The following is a 16765-nucleotide window of genomic DNA, read 5'->3' as shown; positions in this document are numbered from 1 at the left end:
TTTAATAAAAGCCTTTGATTACAAAAAAGGACCCGAATGTCACAGAGACACACGAATCCAAGAGCTAACGATCCTTTTAATATTTCATCAAACTTAAAATATCATAATCTTTAATTTTATCTCTGCCGTGCAATTCACTCAGCTCGATCAAAAAGGCACAACCGACGACTTCGCCACCAAGTTGTTCAACTAAATCAGTGGTTGCACCGATCGTTCCCCCAGTAGCCAATAAATCATCGACTACCAAAACTTTTTGGCCAGGTAATACGGCATCTTGGTGCATATAAAGTGCAGATTCGCCATATTCTAACTTGTACGAGGCCTTGACCGTTTTACGAGGCAATTTTCCCTTCTTACGTGCTGGAGCGAAACCAACACCTAATTCATAAGCAACAGGACAACCCACAATAAAGCCACGAGCCTCCGGGCCAACAATCATTTGCACGCCTTTATCTTTAGCAAACTGAACGATTTGATCAGTTGCTTGGTGGTATGCTTCACCGTCAGCCATTAACGGTGAAATATCGCGAAAAATAATCCCCTTCTCTGGATAATCAGGAATACTTGCAATATAGTTATTTAAGTCTAAAGCCATTAAACCTTCTCCTTTAATATACGCTAACACTAAACAGACTGTTCTTTGACCCAGTTAATTAAGTCAGCGCTCTTACTGTGCAGGAGGATCTGTTGAGTCCTGATCTGCAGTCTGCGGGAGTGATAACTGGAAGTCTCCTTCAAATTAACATGTTGAGTACTGGGGACACCTGTAACCAATCCATTCTCTATTTTAACAAATCCTACCTCAAAAAACACCTGAAACATAAAAATCATTAGTTCTTTTGACACTCCAAGATATTTTGCGATCTTAGCGCCATCACGAGAAAGATTTAACTCATGGTGTGATAAAACGAATCGATAAAGATTTCCAAATTGTGCTCTATCGGGCATTCCCGCCTTAGAAACATCATTTTTGGGATAAAAGACCAAGTGAATTTTTTGAGCTTCTACTGTGTTCAATGAGAGCTGTAAGTCCCGCAGATCATTAGGACAATCGATCAAATAAAGATCTTTAGCTCGTACTTTTTCTCCTTGTTTTGATAAAACTATCGCCTTTGAATCAACCGACATGTATTGTTTGACTTGTGCCAAGATTTTTTTCTCAAAAAAGGCGTAAACTCCAGGCTTTTTAAACATATTAACCGTTAATTTGTTTATTCTTTGATCAAAAACTTGTAGTTCAGGCTGCCCTTGCACTAATCTTAAGTCTTCGATCTTGACTTGCAAAGAGGTCTTATTTTGCCAAACGTTTTTATCCGGATATCCTACAAATTCTACATGTTTGGGGTCTTGTATGATCTGACCAAGTTTATCTTGATCTATTCCAAAATAAACAGCAGAAACTAGGTCACCTTTACTATTTTCCAAATTTAAACGTAGGTGATTATTTGCCTTCCCCATCGGCTTAGCTAATTTGACTTTAAAATTAGTGAAAGCAAAAACCGGTCGTTGATTATCTTGCCCAAATGGGGCTAACATTTCGATCTTGTCCAAATCGTCTAGATGAAAATTCGTTAAATCTATCTTGTCGGCGATCTCTAAAACAGGTTGGGGTGCAGCGCTAATATTTTGTTTAGCGACCTCATCATCTAAAATCTGCTGGACCTCATCTTGTTTTTCTATGGCAATAGTTAAACCACACGCCATATGATGGCCGCCAAAGGAAAGTAATTGATCTCTGTGTCCATCTAGTGCAGCAAATAAATTAAACGCTGCGATCGAACGTCCTGAACCCTTAGCAGCGCCAGTTTCTTCGTTTGCATTCAATACCAAAGTAGGTTTACTAGTTGCTTCAACCAAGCGACTAGCAACGATCCCCAAAACACCTTCATGCCAATTTGAACCAACGACCAAGTTAACTGCATGTTGTTGAGACTCATTTTCAACCTTCTTCAATGCAGCAGCCGTTATCTCATTAACCAACTCTTGACGCTTAACATTCAATTGTTGCACGTGCTGTGCAATCTCTTGAGCTCGTTGATCATCAAATGTTGTCAACAATTCGACACCCAAAGCTCCGCTTTCCAGACGGCCAAGTGCATTCAGGCGCGGTGCGAGGCCAAAACCGATCGTTTCAGCTGTGATCTTATTTTGTTCCACCCCAGCTTCGTGATACAGACTTAACAAGCCAACTCTTTCAGTGTTTTGTAAAACCTTTAGTCCCGCGCTGACGATCACGCGGTTCTCATCTGTCAACGAAACAATATCTGCGACAGTTCCGATCGCAGCAAGATCTAACATTTCTGGTGGGACCTCTTCCAATAGCGCGGTTGCTGTCTTAAAGGCTACACCAGCCCCTGAGAGATCCGAAAAAGGATAGCTGCTATCTGGATGTCGCGGATGAACGATTGCAAATGCATGGGGAAGTTCTGCAGGCATTTCATGATGATCAGTGATCACAACATCGACACCTTGTTGCTGCGCATAATTGACTGCTTCATTGCCTGAAACACCATTATCGACTGTCACGATCAACCTAGTGCCCTCGCTGATCAACTTTTTGTAAACTTCTAGGTTTGGACCATAACCATCTTTAAAACGATCAGGTATGTAATACTGAACATCTGCGCCCAATTGCAACAAAGCCTCATACATGATCGAAGTACTTGTTAGTCCATCCGCGTCATAATCACCATAAACAGTAATTTTTTCTCCCGACGTGATCGCCTTTTTGATCCGGTCACATGCTTTTTGCATATCATGTAATAAAAACGGATCATATAACATTTCCAATTCTGGTTTTAAAAATCTGTTGATCTTTTCGGCACTGTCATATCCACGTTCAAGTAAAAGCGAGACTACCAACCTTGGAGCCTTTGTTTGTTTAACTAGTTCATCGATCTGCTCGTTATTATCATTTTGGATAAACTTCCATTGATTACGGGATGAGAACACAAAATCACTCCTCGTTTTGTTCTGAACTATCTTCCTTTTTGTCCTCCGTGGAAACAGATTCAGCAACTGCCTCTGGTTGACGTCTCATGGCCTTATTAGCAGCTAATTCTTTTTGTAGATTCTTAATTTCCCTTTTCTGCCTCAAATAAGCAGTGGTTGAAAGCAAGACTGCGATCAAAGCTCCTAACAAAAGTGCGATCACTAAAATCACCACTAAAGGCATAGTAACTTTGGAAAAGCCAAAATTAACTGTTGCATTTTGAGAATTCATCCAAGAAAATAGCACCGCGATCAATAATAAAACAATTGCTCCTATCATGCTCCATTGTTTTTTCATTTTTCATAACGCCTCCTTATTTCTTATTGAATAACGTACTTGTTAAAAAATCTCCCGTTTTTGGAAACATTTGATATACATGAAAGGCTGCTTCCATGATAAGCGGACGGTTTAATTCACGTTTGCTGGTTCCAATAGTATCAACGATCTTAGCTGCCAAGATCTCAGGATCGAGGGCAAAGATCCCGATATTATCCAAATAGTGCCCCGTTTTATCAGCGTAATCAAAAAAATGTGTCTTGATTGGCCCTGGATTAACTGTTAACACTGAGATCCCCAGCGGTTTTAATTCCAAGCGTAAAGCATTAGAGTAGGCTAAAACTGCAGCTTTGCTGGCAGAATAGACCGCTGATTTTGGTGTTTGGATCTTTGCAGCGATCGAAGCGACATTGATCAAAGCCCCCCGCCGTCGTTCAGCCATTTGCAAAGCAGTATATTTAGTCATATACATCAGCCCTAAAACATTGACTCTAAACATTTTTTCGGCAATGTCCATTGGAAAATCAACGGCTTCTTCCATTAGCCCAAAGCCGGCGTTATTTACCAAAACATCTATGGGTCCAACGGAACTTTCCACTTCATTGACAACTTGTTCGATCTGAGCTGGATCTGAAACATCGAGTTCATACGCTAAAGACAAACGACCTGATAACTTACGACAGACTTCTGCAACTTTTTCCAACTTATCCTTGCGTCGCGCACAAACGATCACAATGGCTTTTTTTAAAGCGGCTTGGTAAGCGATTTGTTCTCCTAAACCTGAAGAAGCTCCAGTAACAAAAACGATCCTATTTCTTAAGCTTTTTAACTCTTGATACCCAGTCATTTTGCTTCACCTCTATTTGTCTGAAAAGGAACTTGGATCACATCAAAATCTTTAACGACTTTAGTATTCTTAAACACATCTTGAGCGTCATTTTGCAAAGTCTTGACCATCGGCCCAACGTAACGCGCAGAGATATGAGTTAATAACAACTTTCGAACGCCTGTTTTTTTGGCAACCTGTGCAGCCTGGATACAAGTTGAATGGTAGTATGCTCTGGCTAACTTAGCATCACCTTTGCCATAAGTACTTTCGTGCACCAATGCATCTGCATTAGCCGCTAATTTCTCAATATTAGGAGTAGAACGTGTATCTCCAAGGATCGTCACGATACGCCCTTTCTTAGCTGATCCAATAAAATCAGTTCCATTTATTTGACGTCCATCAGCCAAAGTTACTGTTTCACCGGCCTTGAGCCGACCGTAGATTGGTCCTGCCGGGACCTGCAATTCTTTTAATTTTTCAACCTGCAATTCGCCAGGATAGTCTTTTTCTTCGACTCGATAACCGACACATGGTATCCGATGCTCAAGATATTTAAACGAAACTTTAAACCGATCATTTTCAAAAATCTGTCCTGCTTCGCCTAATTCAATGAAATTCAACTTGTATGCTAATTTAGTACGCGAAACACGCAAGCTGGTCTTAACGAAATCTTCGATGCCGGCCGGACCATAAATCGTCAGTGTGGTTGGATCATCCCCATTTTGAAATGAACGGCTACTCAAAAAACCAGGTAAACCAAATATATGATCACCATGCAAGTGGGTAATAAAGATCTTCGTGATTTTCCGCGGACGGATCGTCGTTCTTAGGATTTGGTGTTGTGTTGCCTCTCCACAATCAAAAAGCCAAACCTCATTGATCTCTGGCAATAATTTAAGTGCAGTCGCAGTTACATTACGAAATTTGCCTGGTGAACCGGCACCAGTGCCTAAAAATTCTATTTCCATATTTAAAATATCCTATCTAACTTTAATTTTACCGAATTGGGGAAGATTTTTGTATCAAAAACACCTAAATAGTTAGTAGTGACCACTGAACTTCCTCAAAGTTATTTAAACTAACCGCCTACCATTTTATCATTATCTGTGTCTGATTAAAATAAAATTCACGCAGACAATTTCTTTAGCTGTAGTGTTACCCCTGAATTATTCATACTTTTCGTTGCAGTTAAAACTTTGTGCAAAGTTACTTTAGTGTGTAAAAAAAGCAGCTTTTTGTTAGTTTTGTTGTCGGACTGTTTAAAAAAGGACAGACTTCACCCTTTCCCTAAGAAAAACATTTTTTTTTGTGAGTTCACAGCGGATATATTTTTAGATTTTGAATCTTGAACAGTGTCTGCCAAAATAATTTATCGAACACATTGGTCTGAGATAAATGGACCCAGACTTGACGCGCATGGTGCGTGACCTTAGCTGCCACATGGAGTAATTTAAAACGGATCGTCCCGACCTGAGCGTGTTTAAGCTTTGTTGGTAAAACTAAGTTCTTCATGGCTTGCAGTATATTATAAGCGACCCCAGCTACCAGCATCCGGAACTCATTGGCCTCAAAACTAGAACTGTCCGTTTTATCAAAGTGAAAGCCACGTTTAACTTCTTTGATCAAGTCTTCCATGGAACCGCGTTGGTGATAGAGGGCAAAGACTTGTGGACCGCTTAATTCTTCCAAGTTGGTCACGATAAACTCATGGTCAAACAGAAAGTTGCCCGCCGGCCGCGTTGATTTAATAATCACACGATAAGGTCGTGACCAACTTTGAGGACAATAGTCTCGCAGGACATGCCATTGGACTTCAGCTTCGGTGAAGTCCTGGTCACCCACTTGGATCAGGTTTTCAGCCCGACTTTGGAGCTGGTAGTTCGCTTTTAAACGAATCACGAACTTAGCCTGCTTTTTATCACACGCATGGTAGATCCCTGGAGCTGCGAAACCAGAATCTCCCCGCACTAAGACATCCAGGGAAGATCCGTCATAGGCCCGTAAGCTCCGTAATAAAAATTTAGTCGCACCTTGGGAAGTATAGCGATTGCCGGGGCGTAATTGAGCATTCAACAAGCAGCCCGATAAAGCATCAAAGGCTAGTAAAGGATGATAACCGTTGGTCTGGTAGTGACCGTTATAAGCACTCTTTTCTTGGTCACCAAACGTATCGGCATGTGTCGAATCTAGATCAAGGATCAGCTGATGTTGATTTAGCTGCCCAAGAACAAAGTGAGCTACCGAGCCGAGCAATGATTTGACTGAAAAGAGCCCAGACGCTGAAATGTGATTGATAAAGCGTGAAAGTGTCGGCTGGGAAGCGACCGCTTGAGACAAGACCAGCTTAAAATCAACGGCGTGTGACAAGGTATTAGCCGACTGATCTTGGCAGTATCCTGCCAGCAATTGCAACAGCAACTGCTTAAATAAATTGTTCAAGGGAAAGGTACAATATTTACGGTCATCTTTAAAATGCAAGTTATCTTCTAAGAGCTGGTCAAAGTGAATTTGGTGCAGAAATTCAGCAATTAATAAAGTTCCGGCATCGTTCGCTAACTCACCACCGTCATTAGAAATGTTGATCTGGTCATTGAATAAAAGTTTTTCATGATGTAAAGTTGACATAAGGAGCACTCCTGTTCTTTGTGGTTTTCATCGACTTTACAATAGCACAGGATGTGCTCTTTTTGTACACCCAACAGGTGAAAAACGAAAAAGATGCGAACTAGCATGACAACAACAAAAAGTAGTCCTTAAGGGAAAAGTATGAATAATTCAGGTTACCTGTCACTCTAAAAATATTTTCCGTTAAAAATAATGCTCCATAATCAAATACGCAAAAAAAGCTGAATTTTATCAAAGAAACTGAATTAATTTTAACGATACTGCATAAGTTAGCTTTCTGCTCCACAAAATATCCCTTTTATCTCCTAATTTTTTTAACTTTCATCGACACTAAAGTACGAACTTCTATGAACAAACGCAACTTATCATCTGCATTTCTTCAGCACTCAACAGCGGTTGATTTGCATAGCTAACAACTGATCCCAGCCAAAATAGCATGCACCACAGTTTGCAATAATTTGTTTTGGCTGTTTTAAATTAGGATATATATGCAGTTTTGTTTCTTTTATACATTAGAACCCTTTACTTCTTATTATTTATTATCTTCATAATACCATCTGTTTTTTAAAAAAAGAAAACAGATGGTATAATCAAAATGTTAAGAAGCATACGCACGTTAAAATACATGGCAGTCGTCCTAGACACTAATTTATCCTACGATTTAAAGCTAAGTTTTTCTTAACTGCCTATCTGTATAAAATCAATTGTAAAAAAGGACGGTGCAAGGAATATGCGTGTCGGAGATTTTCAAAGTTGTACGTTTGGCTTAGAACCTAATTTGGAAATTTTTTTTGAGGACGACAAGAAGATATTACCCCTGTCGTTTTTGCATCAGTCTGAGACAATAACGACCATCTCTGTATCTAAAAAGCCGCTTAAACTGCATGAGTTACAGTATGGATTAAACTTTTGCCCGCCTGATTCAGTTTTAAAAATTGAAAATGAAAAAAACATTCAAACTGTATTTGGTTTTCGCCGAGTTGAAAAATATCTTTATTTACGCTGATCTTAATATTGTTTGATCCACAAAAAAGCAGGGAATTTTTACTCCTTGCTTTTTTATTGGTCCTATAAGATTTGTATCGGTCAGCGTCAAGACATCATGTACAAAAACTTAGAAGTTTGGCAGGAGAATTTACACCTACTCCCACACTTCTGTCCACCTAACTCTTGAACAAACATTACTTTTTCACATTTCTATTCTATTGATTTGCTAGTCTTTCGTCAAAATGATCACGAAACTCACTCATAAATCACAATTCCACTAACCATTCGTAAGTTGTTTTGAAAAAAGTTCACCTTAAATGTTTACTTTCCTGCTCAAAACATTGTCCGTGCCCGCTATACTGAAATCTTAGTCTACCGCTTTTTATTTCAAAATAGCTCGTGTAACAAACTTGCCAAAATAAGGTAATCCATTTGTACTCGGATGAACGTTGTCAGAATAGAACCAGTCTGGATGATCCTTACTGTAAGAATACCAATCGATCACCGTCAGATTAGAATATTTTTCTTGTGCCTGTGCTAATTCTTCATTAACTTGATCCTGCCATCTTTGTGTAGGAACATTAACGTTGATCCAGTATACTCGACGTTTTGGCCCGATCATACCCATGATCTGCTTCATATCGGAGTCAGCGAATGGTCCATTCGTACCTAAACTGATCAGTACGGTGTCTGTTAATTTTCCTCTGCGCACCAGCGAATCCAAGATCGGTAATGCTTCATGTACTTGACGACCAACTTTGGCATCCACATACATTTGTGGAAAGATACCCTGCATTGTTGAAGAAGCATCGGCCAAAACTGAATCACCGATCGCAGTGACTGGCATGTTCTGAGCCTTAGTTTTTTCCGAAGCAGTCAGCTCACCATCAGCCTGTTGTTCATTTTTTTGGCTTTTAGCTTCTGTTGCTGACTTTTCAGCAGGTTGACTTGCTTTTTTCTTATCCTTGTCAGCAGCTGTGTTTTGTTTTTTGGCTTGCTTATTATTGTTCTTGATCACCTTTTGCAAGTCAGAAGAGTCACTACTTGAAACACTTGCACGAGGTTTATCAAATGCACCCCATGTCGCCGTAACTAATACTAAAGTAGCAAGCACTGCCCAGATCCTTTTCCAACCATAAGAAGAATTTTTGGAAAAAGCATCTTTAATAACCATAAAAGTTCTTGAATAGTCAAAATGTTGCAGCGGCAGTTCAAGAAAACGATATGAAATGTCACTGATCACAAGGATCAAAGCAATTTCGATCATCGCATGCAGCCAAGGATGGTTAGCAACATTAGCAATTTTTTGTTCATAAAAAATCATTATAGGATACTGATAAAGATAAATGCCATAACTTCTTTTGCCAACCCATGTAAACACTGGGTTAGTTAGTAATCGGTTCATATCGGCCCCAGGATGGGCGATCGTCCCGACCAAAATAACTGACAACAAAGAGAAGAAAAACATTCCACCTAAGTACACCAGCTCACTTTCACCGTTCATTTTGAAAAACATTAGGACGATCAAGAGCAAAGAACCTAAGCCGACTCCATCTAAAAATAACCGCGGACCACTTTGCAGGTTTTCTTTAAGTTTAGTACTCGGCCACAAGAAAGCCAGCGCAGCCCCTAGTAGGATCGAAAACATGCGTGTATCTGTCCCATAATAAACTCGAGAAGGATCTTGTCCTGGTTTAAACAAAATGATCATTAATAATGCGGACACAAAAGCCGCGATCAATAAAATATCAAATTTAGTTTGCTTAGACCGGATGAACCGTAACAATAATAAGATCACGATCGGCCAAATTAAATAAAACTGTCCTTCTATCGACAACGACCAGAGATGGGTAAATGGTGATTGATTACCGAACTTATCAAAATAAGATTCGTGATTAGCAACCTGGAACCAATTATAAACGTAAAAGACATTAGTAACTATTACATCACGTAATTTCCCCAAAGAATCTCGGGCAAATAACGTAATAAAAGCCGCTGTTGTCATCACCATAGTGATCAACGCTGGATAAAGTCGCTTCATTCTTCTGACATAAAACGATTTAATATCGAGCCGGTCGTTTTGGTCGTACTCTTGAATCAACAAATCAGTGATCAAATAGCCTGAAACCACAAAGAAAATAGGAACTCCTAAGAAACCACCAGTCATTCCATACGGAAAGAGGTGGTACAGTATAACACCAATAACTGCTAAAGTCCTGACACCATCAAAACCTGTAATATATCTGCTTTTTTTTAATCTTTTTTCCATCAAAATCCCGTCCGTAAAAATTCAAGGAATATACAACTAGCTGTATGTACGACGATCTGAAAAAGTGTAAGCTAAATAACCGGCCAACTTTCTCAGATCGGTCTTCTTCTAATTACTCTACAAATTCGAACGTAAACTTGCCTATCTGAACCATGTCGCCACTCTTGGCTCCTTGTGCACGTAATTCATCATCAACACCCATTGCCCGCATTTGCCGAGCAAAACGCATCAAACTTTCGTCATGTTCAAGATTAGTCATCTCAAATAAGCGCTCCAGTTTTTCTCCCCCAAGTATCCAATTCGAATCAGGATCTCGTTTGAGAGTGAATGGTTTCTCTTCCGGTTTATAGGTATAAACAACATTATCATTGCTTTCCTGTTCCGGTTCAAGATCAAATCGCGGTGTTTTTTCTAAGGTATCAGCCGTCTGAGCAACTAGTTTTTGTAAATTAGAGTGCGTGATCGCTGAAACAGGGATCACTTCCGGTACTGAAGCTAATGTCGTGTCCATCTGCAACTTTTGCTTGAAAGTCTCTAAGTTGGCTTGTGAATCCGGCAGGTCCATCTTACTTGCAGCCACGATCTGCGGCCGTTTCAAAAGCGCAGGATCATATTTAGCAAGTTCATGATTGATTTTTTCGAAATCAGTGAATGGATCACGTCCCTCCATGCCAGACATATCAACAACATGTACGATCACACGTGTCCGCTCAACATGACGCAAAAATTGGATCCCCAAACCAACACCGTTCGAAGCGCCCTCGATCAGTCCGGGTAAATCAGCCATGACAAAATCACGCCCGTCATCCAATTGAACCATTCCTAAATTAGGAACTAAAGTTGTAAAATGATATTCAGCAATTTTAGGCTTAGCACTAGTTAAAACCGACAAGAGAGTAGATTTACCAACAGATGGAAAACCAACTAGCCCAACATCGGCTAAAACCTTTAATTCAAGCTGAAGATTTCTTTCAACACCCGGCTCACCGTTTTCAGCAATCTCTGGTGCCGGGTTTTTGGGAGAAGCAAACTTAATGTTTCCTCGTCCGCCACGACCTCCAGCGGCGACAACTAGTTCTTGTCCATTTTCAACAAGGTCGCCTAATACTTCACCAGTATCAGCATCATGAACAGTTGTCCCTTCAGGAACGGCAACGTATAGATCATCCGCTTTATGCCCGTACATTCCCTTGATCATGCCATTTTGACCGGCCTTAGCCTTAAAAATACGATGATAGCGAAAGTCCATCAAGGTCCGCAAACCTTCATCAACTCGTAAAATAATACTTCCACCATGGCCGCCGTCGCCACCAGCTGGTCCACCATTTGGCACGAACTTTTCACGCCGAAAAGCCACCATTCCATTGCCGCCCTTACCGGCTTTCACAGTAATTTTAACTTGATCTACAAACATTATTTTTAATCACCTTTCTCAGGTAGCCTGAGTTGTCTTTAGATGTTATTAATTTCTGAAAACAATTTTGTCTCCGCCAACTATAGCAGTTTTTATTTTCAAAATCAAAAACATCCGTACTAAAAACACTTATTTTAAGCTTAATTTAATCGTTTGTGCTACTTTCTCGGAAATTCCTAATTTTTGAAGATCTTCCAAAGAAGCTTCACTGATTTTTTTCAATGATTTAAAGTTTTTGAGCAATTTGACTCGAGTTTTAGGCCCCACTCCTTGGATCTGTTCAAGCCGCGAAGAAAGAGAGTTTTTAGAATGCACTTGCCGATGAAAAGTGATCGCAAAACGATGAACTTCATCTTGGATCCTTTGTAACAAATAAAAGCCTTCACTTTTTGGATCCAAACCAATTTTTTCATCATCTTCGGTCATTAAGTCGGCAGTCTTATGATGATTGTTTTTAACCATCCCTGCTACTGGTATCTCTAACCCTAGTTGGTTACGCAAAGTTTCACGAGCTGCATTGATCTGCACGACACCACCATCCATTAGGATTAGATCTGGTAATTGTGCATGCTCTTTTAACAAACGGCTGTATCTGCGATAAATAACTTCTTGCGTACTTGCAAATTCGTCCGCATTAGTGACCGTCTTTAGTTTATACTTACGATACTCATTTTTATCTGGTCGTCCATCTAAAAAACTGACCATAGCAGAAACTGGATCTTGTCCCTGAATATGTGAATGATCGAAAGACTCTATCCGATGACCGTTAGGCAAACCTAATGCATCCGTGATCTCATTCATTGCGCCGACTGTCTTACGATCATCCAATTCCAAAAGACGGAATTTTTCTTCCAAGACCAATCTGGCATTTTTTTGTGCCATTTCTAATAAGTCTCTTTTTTGTCCTCTTTGAGGGGTCCTAACAGGGATCCCAATAATTTGAGCCAAAATATCATGTTCCATCTCTTTAGGCACAAGGATCTCCTTAGGCAAGATCCGGTTTTTCTGATTATAAAACTGCAAAATAAACGAAGCTAATTCGTTTTCAGGAGAATCAATACATGGAAAAAGACGTTTTTCGCGCTTCATCAAACGTGCCTGGCGAATGAAAAAGACTTGGATCGACAGCCAACCCTTATCCATATAGCAAGCAAACAGATCACGTGGAGTATTATCATTAGAGATAATTTTCTGTCTTTCAACGGTGACCTCCACATAGTGGATCTGGTCTCTTAATTCTGCTGCACGCTCATATTCCATATTGTTGGCAGCTTTCTTCATTTGATTGGTCAACTTACGTTTGATCCCTGAAACATTGCCTCTTAAAAATGATTTGATTTTCTTGATTTGTGCATCATATTCGCTTTGAGGCACTTCCCTAAAACAAGCACCTAAGCATTGTCCCATATGATAGTATAGGCATGGTCTTTTTTGATAGCCGTTGCACCTTCGCAAAGGATAAACTTTCTGGATCAACTGCATCGTTTCAGTTGCAGCATATACATTTGGGTATGGTCCAAAGTATGATCCGCCATCGTGCTTAACTTGACTAACAATTTTTAATGTCGGATCCTTTTCATTGGTAATTTTGATATATGGGTAGCCAGTACCACGTTTTAGCTTAATATTGTAATACGGCTTGTGCTTTTGGATCAGAGTAATTTCCAATAAAAAAGCTTCCTTGTCAGTAGAGGTCACGATCGTTTCAAAATCGCGGATCTCAGAAACTAACTTGGCAGTTTTTCCTTCATGAGCACTTTTAAAATATGAACGAACTCGATTTTTTAAGTTTTTCGCTTTACCAACATAAATAATTTTACTGTTGATATCTTTCATCAGGTAACAACCTGGGAGATCCGGCAACAACTTTAATTTATTTTCGACATGTTGAGTTGCCATCCAAATGTTCCTTTCTTTATATCATTGAGTCAATTATACCGCGTTCTAGCGCTAATTCACAACAATTGAAACCATTATCTCAAGAAATTTACAAAAAAATACCATTTTCGCTTTAGTTTTGCGAAAATGGTTTATGAAACCCTATTTTACAACACCTTTGACAGAAATTCCTGTCCCCGTTTGGTTTGTGGATTTTCAAAAATCTCAGATGGTTTGCCAGATTCTTGGATGTAACCATCAGCCATCAACCAGATCCTGTCGGCAACTTCCTTAGCAAATCCCATCTCATGCGTTACAACAACCATCGTCATGCCGGAATTAGCTAGATCCTTCATTACTTCTAGTACTTCCCCTACCATTTCCGGATCAAGAGCTGAAGTAGGTTCATCAAACAACATCACCTCAGGATCCATTGCTAATGCACACACAATGGCCACACGTTGCGCCTGACCACCAGAAAGACTGGCTGGGTATTGTTGAGCCTTATCTGCTAATCCGATCCGTTCTAACAGTTTACTTGCTTTTTGCTCGGCTTCTTGTTTACTGACCCCTTTAACTTTCATTGGTGCAGCGGTAATATTTTCCAGGACCGTCATATTTGGAAAAAGATTAAAACTTTGAAAAACCATTCCCATTTTCTGACGTAAACTGCTTAATTGTTTTTCAGAGATCTTTGTCAGGTCCTGACCTTCAAAAATGACTTTGCCGTCTGAGGGATGTTCCAAGACATTCAAACATCTTAAGAAAGTACTTTTGCCAGCTCCAGACGGACCGATCACACACACAACTTCACCCTGGGCAACAGTTTCATTAATATTTTTCAGGATCTCATTTTTACCAAATGATTTTTTCAGGTTTTGAATTTCTAACAGCTCGCTCATTATATGTTTTCTCCTTTTTCAAACAGCCCTACCAATAACCTGTGTAGTTTCATGTTATTTTTTAATGCCTTATTTACTTTTCCTTTATTGTAGTTTATTTATGCAATATAATACAATTTTAATTCATTTTCAAGGGTAAATTTGCATATTTTAAAGATAAACTAGTTTTTTTATGCATATTTTAGCAAATTTAGCTTGCAAAAACATTATTAGAATAAATTATTTGAAAAAAAAGACAGAAACTGCTATGCTTATGTTCGAATTAAGGTGGGGCAGATGATGGCAGATCTTAAATCGAGTGTCTCGGGGACTCACTGATCATTATTTGGTGAAAGGACTGTTTAAATTGAGTTTAAAGATCAATCGTCAATCTGATTTAGATGAATTATTTAGCAAATTTGCTGTCGAACCAGATAAAACTCCTAAAAAAGAGGAATTATCTAAAGATAAAAAGCAAAACGATAAGCAAAAGAAAGAACAAAAATAAAATTAAAAAAATGACGGGTATTTTCAACTTTGAAAGTACTCGTCATTTTTTATCAAGTTGTGTAGGCAAAAAACAACAGACAACTAGTGTCTTTATGCAATCTATTTTGCGGGTGAAAAACCGTGTGGATAGCGTTTATTCAAAGTTTCAATGTTATCTTGAGCTACCTCATCAAATAGGATATCGGCCCATTCTGCAATTTGGGAAAGATACCATAAAACATCACCCATCTCGTGGATCATTTCTTGCCGGTCAAGCTTCTTGCCCTTAAAAGTATAATCTTTTACCAGATCGATCAGCTGACCGCTTTCTCCAGCAAGACCAAGCGCACAATTGGTTAAAACTTGCTCATTACCATAAAGGGTCCGATTTGCTTTTTCCTGATAATCATTAAACTCCATAGAATTTCCCATCCTTTATAAATAAAATTAAAACAGACAGCGGACAACAACAGGCGCTCATTTCGATGTCATATTATTTGGTCTTTTGTTCGATCCAATTCCAAACTTGGTCTTTGCCTGTCTTATCTAAGGCTGAAAACAAAATCAGCTCATCATTTTCACCAAGCTGTAAAGTTTTCTTGATCAAAGAATATGATTGATTTCGTTTACTCTTTTTCACTTTATCGATTTTAGTACCAACTACTAATATTGGCAAATCATAATAATGTAGTAAATTGACCATTTGCTGATCTAATTTAGTTGGGGCATGGCGTGCATCTACCAGGGACACAACGCCTTGTAATTGGTCACGAGATGAAAGGTAGGTTTCGATCATCGCTCCCCACTTATCCCGTTCTTTTTGTGATACCTTGGCATAACCATAACCGGGAACATCAACAAAAAAAAGCTGTGACTCAACATCATAAAAATTTAAAGTCTGTGTTTTCCCGGGTTGGCTAGACGTTCTAGCGAAACTCTTTCGGTTGATCAAAGCATTGATCAAAGATGATTTGCCGACGTTTGAACGACCAGCAAAGGCAATCTCAGGATAACCCTCCGTCGGATATTGATTTGGTCTGACCGCGCTAATAGTCAGGTCAACATTATGAACCTGCATAAAGTATAGGCCTCTCTTTCTGAATTATCTTTAATTCTACCATATTCGTTCAATTTCCACAGTGATAAATACTGTAATAATTGAAAATATATGTAACAAAAAAACATCCAAGATCGAATGATCCTCGGATGTTTCGTAAAATCGTCTTGAGGGCCATGGTCCCTCTATACGATTAATTCACTTTCTATTACTTAACGTTGATGACCTCTTTATCACCGTAGTAACCACAACTAGAACAAACATGGTGAGCTTGTCTTAATTCACCACAATGTGGGCATGCTGTCATGCCAGGAACTTGCAACTTGTAATTAGTACGACGAAGTCTCTTTCTTGTCTTAGAAGTCTTTCTTGCTGGTACAGCCATTTTACAAGCACCTCCTTTTCAAATTTTAAAATATTCAACAAGAAAAATTGTAACCTTTACACGCCAATTTTGCAACTACTCTTCAGTATCATCAAAAAAATGTGTTAATTTCTCCATTCTAGGATCAACTTTTGGACTACTATCTTCTTGCTTTTTATTTAACTGTTCCTCAGATAAAACTTGCCAATCACGACCTGCTATAGCAGGATCACTAGCATTTTTTTCTGCTTCAGTTAAAACCTGCATGGGAATCTGTAACAAAATATTATCAGTTATGACTTTTTCCAAATCAAGTAAATCATTATCTAAAACTAAAACAAGATCTTCTTCAGAAAAATCTGAAAAATCAGTCCTGTCTGCCTCAACATAATTTTCATCGATCAGAAAAGAAAGTTCGAGACTAACGGGAGTCAATGACCTAGTTGAAGGCAAAACAAGTTTTGCATCCACTTGTAATTGACTGTAAGCCCCTAAGCGATCTGCTCCGATCACACCTTTAACATGAACAGGAGCAACTGATAAAATATCACTTCTACGACTCTTTAAATCCTTTTCTAAATGAAATATTTCATTGATCTGGAGCGGTTCATCACCGAGCTGTTGCAGTTGTTTGTACGACCACTTCATGCTATTTTCCTCCAATGCAACACGTATGATTATACAGTGCTTAAAATCCTTTGTCA

General features: G+C 39.1%; 15 protein-coding genes. 1 reads left to right on the top strand and 14 read right to left on the bottom strand.

Going from position 1 to position 16765, the window contains the following annotated elements:
- Positions 1-76: 76 nt before the first annotated feature.
- The 10 genes from BQ5903_RS05090 to BQ5903_RS05045 form a co-directional block, all read right to left on the bottom strand.
- Positions 77-595, bottom strand: a complete 519-nt coding sequence (locus tag BQ5903_RS05090; RefSeq protein ID WP_056972299.1) for an adenine phosphoribosyltransferase — start codon at positions 593-595, stop codon at positions 77-79.
- 29 nt (positions 596-624) lie between these two features.
- A complete protein-coding gene (gene recJ, locus BQ5903_RS05085) occupies positions 625-2952 on the bottom strand; it encodes a single-stranded-DNA-specific exonuclease RecJ (RefSeq protein ID WP_010496299.1) in 2328 nt (775 codons plus the stop codon).
- A gap of 4 nt (positions 2953-2956) precedes the next feature.
- Entirely contained in the window at positions 2957-3289 is a 333-nt protein-coding gene (locus BQ5903_RS05080; RefSeq protein WP_010496302.1) for a LapA family protein, read from the bottom strand.
- Between the two features lie 16 nt (positions 3290-3305).
- Entirely contained in the window at positions 3306-4115 is an 810-nt protein-coding gene (locus BQ5903_RS05075; RefSeq protein ID WP_079579008.1) for an SDR family NAD(P)-dependent oxidoreductase, read from the bottom strand.
- On the bottom strand, positions 4112-5065 hold the full coding sequence (gene rnz / locus BQ5903_RS05070) for a ribonuclease Z (protein ID WP_010496307.1): 954 nt from the start codon (positions 5063-5065) through the stop codon (positions 4112-4114). Before rnz ends, BQ5903_RS05075 begins: the two co-directional genes overlap by 4 nt.
- Before the next feature lie 346 nt (positions 5066-5411).
- Positions 5412-6722, bottom strand: coding sequence for an IS1380 family transposase (locus BQ5903_RS05065; RefSeq protein WP_010499933.1), 1311 nt, complete (start codon positions 6720-6722; stop codon positions 5412-5414).
- 1369 nt (positions 6723-8091) lie between these two features.
- Positions 8092-9978 (bottom strand): acyltransferase family protein, encoded by a 1887-nt coding sequence (locus tag BQ5903_RS05060; RefSeq protein ID WP_010496318.1) that lies wholly within the window; start codon positions 9976-9978, stop codon positions 8092-8094.
- Positions 9979-10090: 112 nt separating this feature from the next.
- Positions 10091-11392, bottom strand: a complete 1302-nt coding sequence (gene obgE, locus BQ5903_RS05055) for a GTPase ObgE (protein WP_010496319.1) — start codon at positions 11390-11392, stop codon at positions 10091-10093.
- Positions 11393-11521: 129 nt separating this feature from the next.
- Positions 11522-13291: an excinuclease ABC subunit UvrC gene (uvrC, locus tag BQ5903_RS05050; RefSeq protein ID WP_056988061.1), complete on the bottom strand. Its 1770-nt coding sequence runs from the start codon at positions 13289-13291 to the stop codon at positions 11522-11524.
- Positions 13292-13437: 146 nt separating this feature from the next.
- The gene (locus BQ5903_RS05045) at positions 13438-14172 is read right to left on the bottom strand and encodes an amino acid ABC transporter ATP-binding protein (protein ID WP_079579006.1); all 735 of its coding nucleotides are present in this window, start codon (positions 14170-14172) and stop codon (positions 13438-13440) included.
- A gap of 346 nt (positions 14173-14518) precedes the next feature.
- Here BQ5903_RS05045 and BQ5903_RS05040 point away from each other — a divergent pair, with 346 nt between their 5' ends.
- Entirely contained in the window at positions 14519-14659 is a 141-nt protein-coding gene (locus BQ5903_RS05040) for an SPJ_0845 family protein (protein ID WP_162829029.1), read from the top strand.
- A gap of 101 nt (positions 14660-14760) precedes the next feature.
- Here BQ5903_RS05040 and BQ5903_RS05035 read toward each other — a convergent pair whose 3' ends face one another.
- The 4 genes from BQ5903_RS05035 to BQ5903_RS05020 form a co-directional block, all read right to left on the bottom strand.
- Entirely contained in the window at positions 14761-15060 is a 300-nt protein-coding gene (locus tag BQ5903_RS05035; RefSeq protein ID WP_010496322.1) for a nucleoside triphosphate pyrophosphohydrolase family protein, read from the bottom strand.
- A gap of 73 nt (positions 15061-15133) precedes the next feature.
- Entirely contained in the window at positions 15134-15718 is a 585-nt protein-coding gene (gene yihA, locus BQ5903_RS05030; protein WP_010496323.1) for a ribosome biogenesis GTP-binding protein YihA/YsxC, read from the bottom strand.
- 187 nt (positions 15719-15905) lie between these two features.
- Complete coding sequence (gene rpmF / locus BQ5903_RS05025; protein ID WP_010496324.1) at positions 15906-16082, bottom strand: 50S ribosomal protein L32; 177 nt, start codon at positions 16080-16082, stop codon at positions 15906-15908.
- 75 nt (positions 16083-16157) lie between these two features.
- Positions 16158-16709, bottom strand: a complete 552-nt coding sequence (locus tag BQ5903_RS05020) for a DUF177 domain-containing protein (RefSeq protein WP_010496325.1) — start codon at positions 16707-16709, stop codon at positions 16158-16160.
- Positions 16710-16765 lie beyond the last annotated feature (56 nt).

It is taken from the genome of Ligilactobacillus acidipiscis (genome assembly GCF_900116935.1).
Lineage (GTDB): Bacteria > Bacillota > Bacilli > Lactobacillales > Lactobacillaceae > Ligilactobacillus > Ligilactobacillus acidipiscis.
The sequence above is the reverse complement of the archived record's forward strand: the minus strand, read 5'-3'. Positions and strand labels throughout refer to the sequence as shown.

Bases quoted from the DNA above. Each gene is read 5' to 3' on its own strand.
- BQ5903_RS05090 (WP_056972299.1), bottom strand. From the start codon at position 595: ATGGCTTTAGACTTAAATAACTATATTGCAAGTATTCCTGATTATCCA.
- BQ5903_RS05080 (WP_010496302.1), bottom strand. From the start codon at position 3,289: ATGAAAAAACAATGGAGCATGATAGGAGCAATTGTTTTATTATTGATC.
- BQ5903_RS05075 (WP_079579008.1), bottom strand. From the start codon at position 4,115: ATGACTGGGTATCAAGAGTTAAAAAGCTTAAGAAATAGGATCGTTTTT.
- rnz (WP_010496307.1), bottom strand. From the start codon at position 5,065: ATGGAAATAGAATTTTTAGGCACTGGTGCCGGTTCACCAGGCAAATTT.
- BQ5903_RS05065 (WP_010499933.1), bottom strand. From the start codon at position 6,722: ATGTCAACTTTACATCATGAAAAACTTTTATTCAATGACCAGATCAAC.
- BQ5903_RS05060 (WP_010496318.1), bottom strand. From the start codon at position 9,978: ATGGAAAAAAGATTAAAAAAAAGCAGATATATTACAGGTTTTGATGGT.
- obgE (WP_010496319.1), bottom strand. From the start codon at position 11,392: ATGTTTGTAGATCAAGTTAAAATTACTGTGAAAGCCGGTAAGGGCGGC.
- uvrC (WP_056988061.1), bottom strand. From the start codon at position 13,291: ATGGCAACTCAACATGTCGAAAATAAATTAAAGTTGTTGCCGGATCTC.
- BQ5903_RS05045 (WP_079579006.1), bottom strand. From the start codon at position 14,172: ATGAGCGAGCTGTTAGAAATTCAAAACCTGAAAAAATCATTTGGTAAA.
- BQ5903_RS05035 (WP_010496322.1), bottom strand. From the start codon at position 15,060: ATGGAGTTTAATGATTATCAGGAAAAAGCAAATCGGACCCTTTATGGT.
- yihA (WP_010496323.1), bottom strand. From the start codon at position 15,718: ATGCAGGTTCATAATGTTGACCTGACTATTAGCGCGGTCAGACCAAAT.
- rpmF (WP_010496324.1), bottom strand. From the start codon at position 16,082: ATGGCTGTACCAGCAAGAAAGACTTCTAAGACAAGAAAGAGACTTCGT.
- BQ5903_RS05020 (WP_010496325.1), bottom strand. From the start codon at position 16,709: ATGAAGTGGTCGTACAAACAACTGCAACAGCTCGGTGATGAACCGCTC.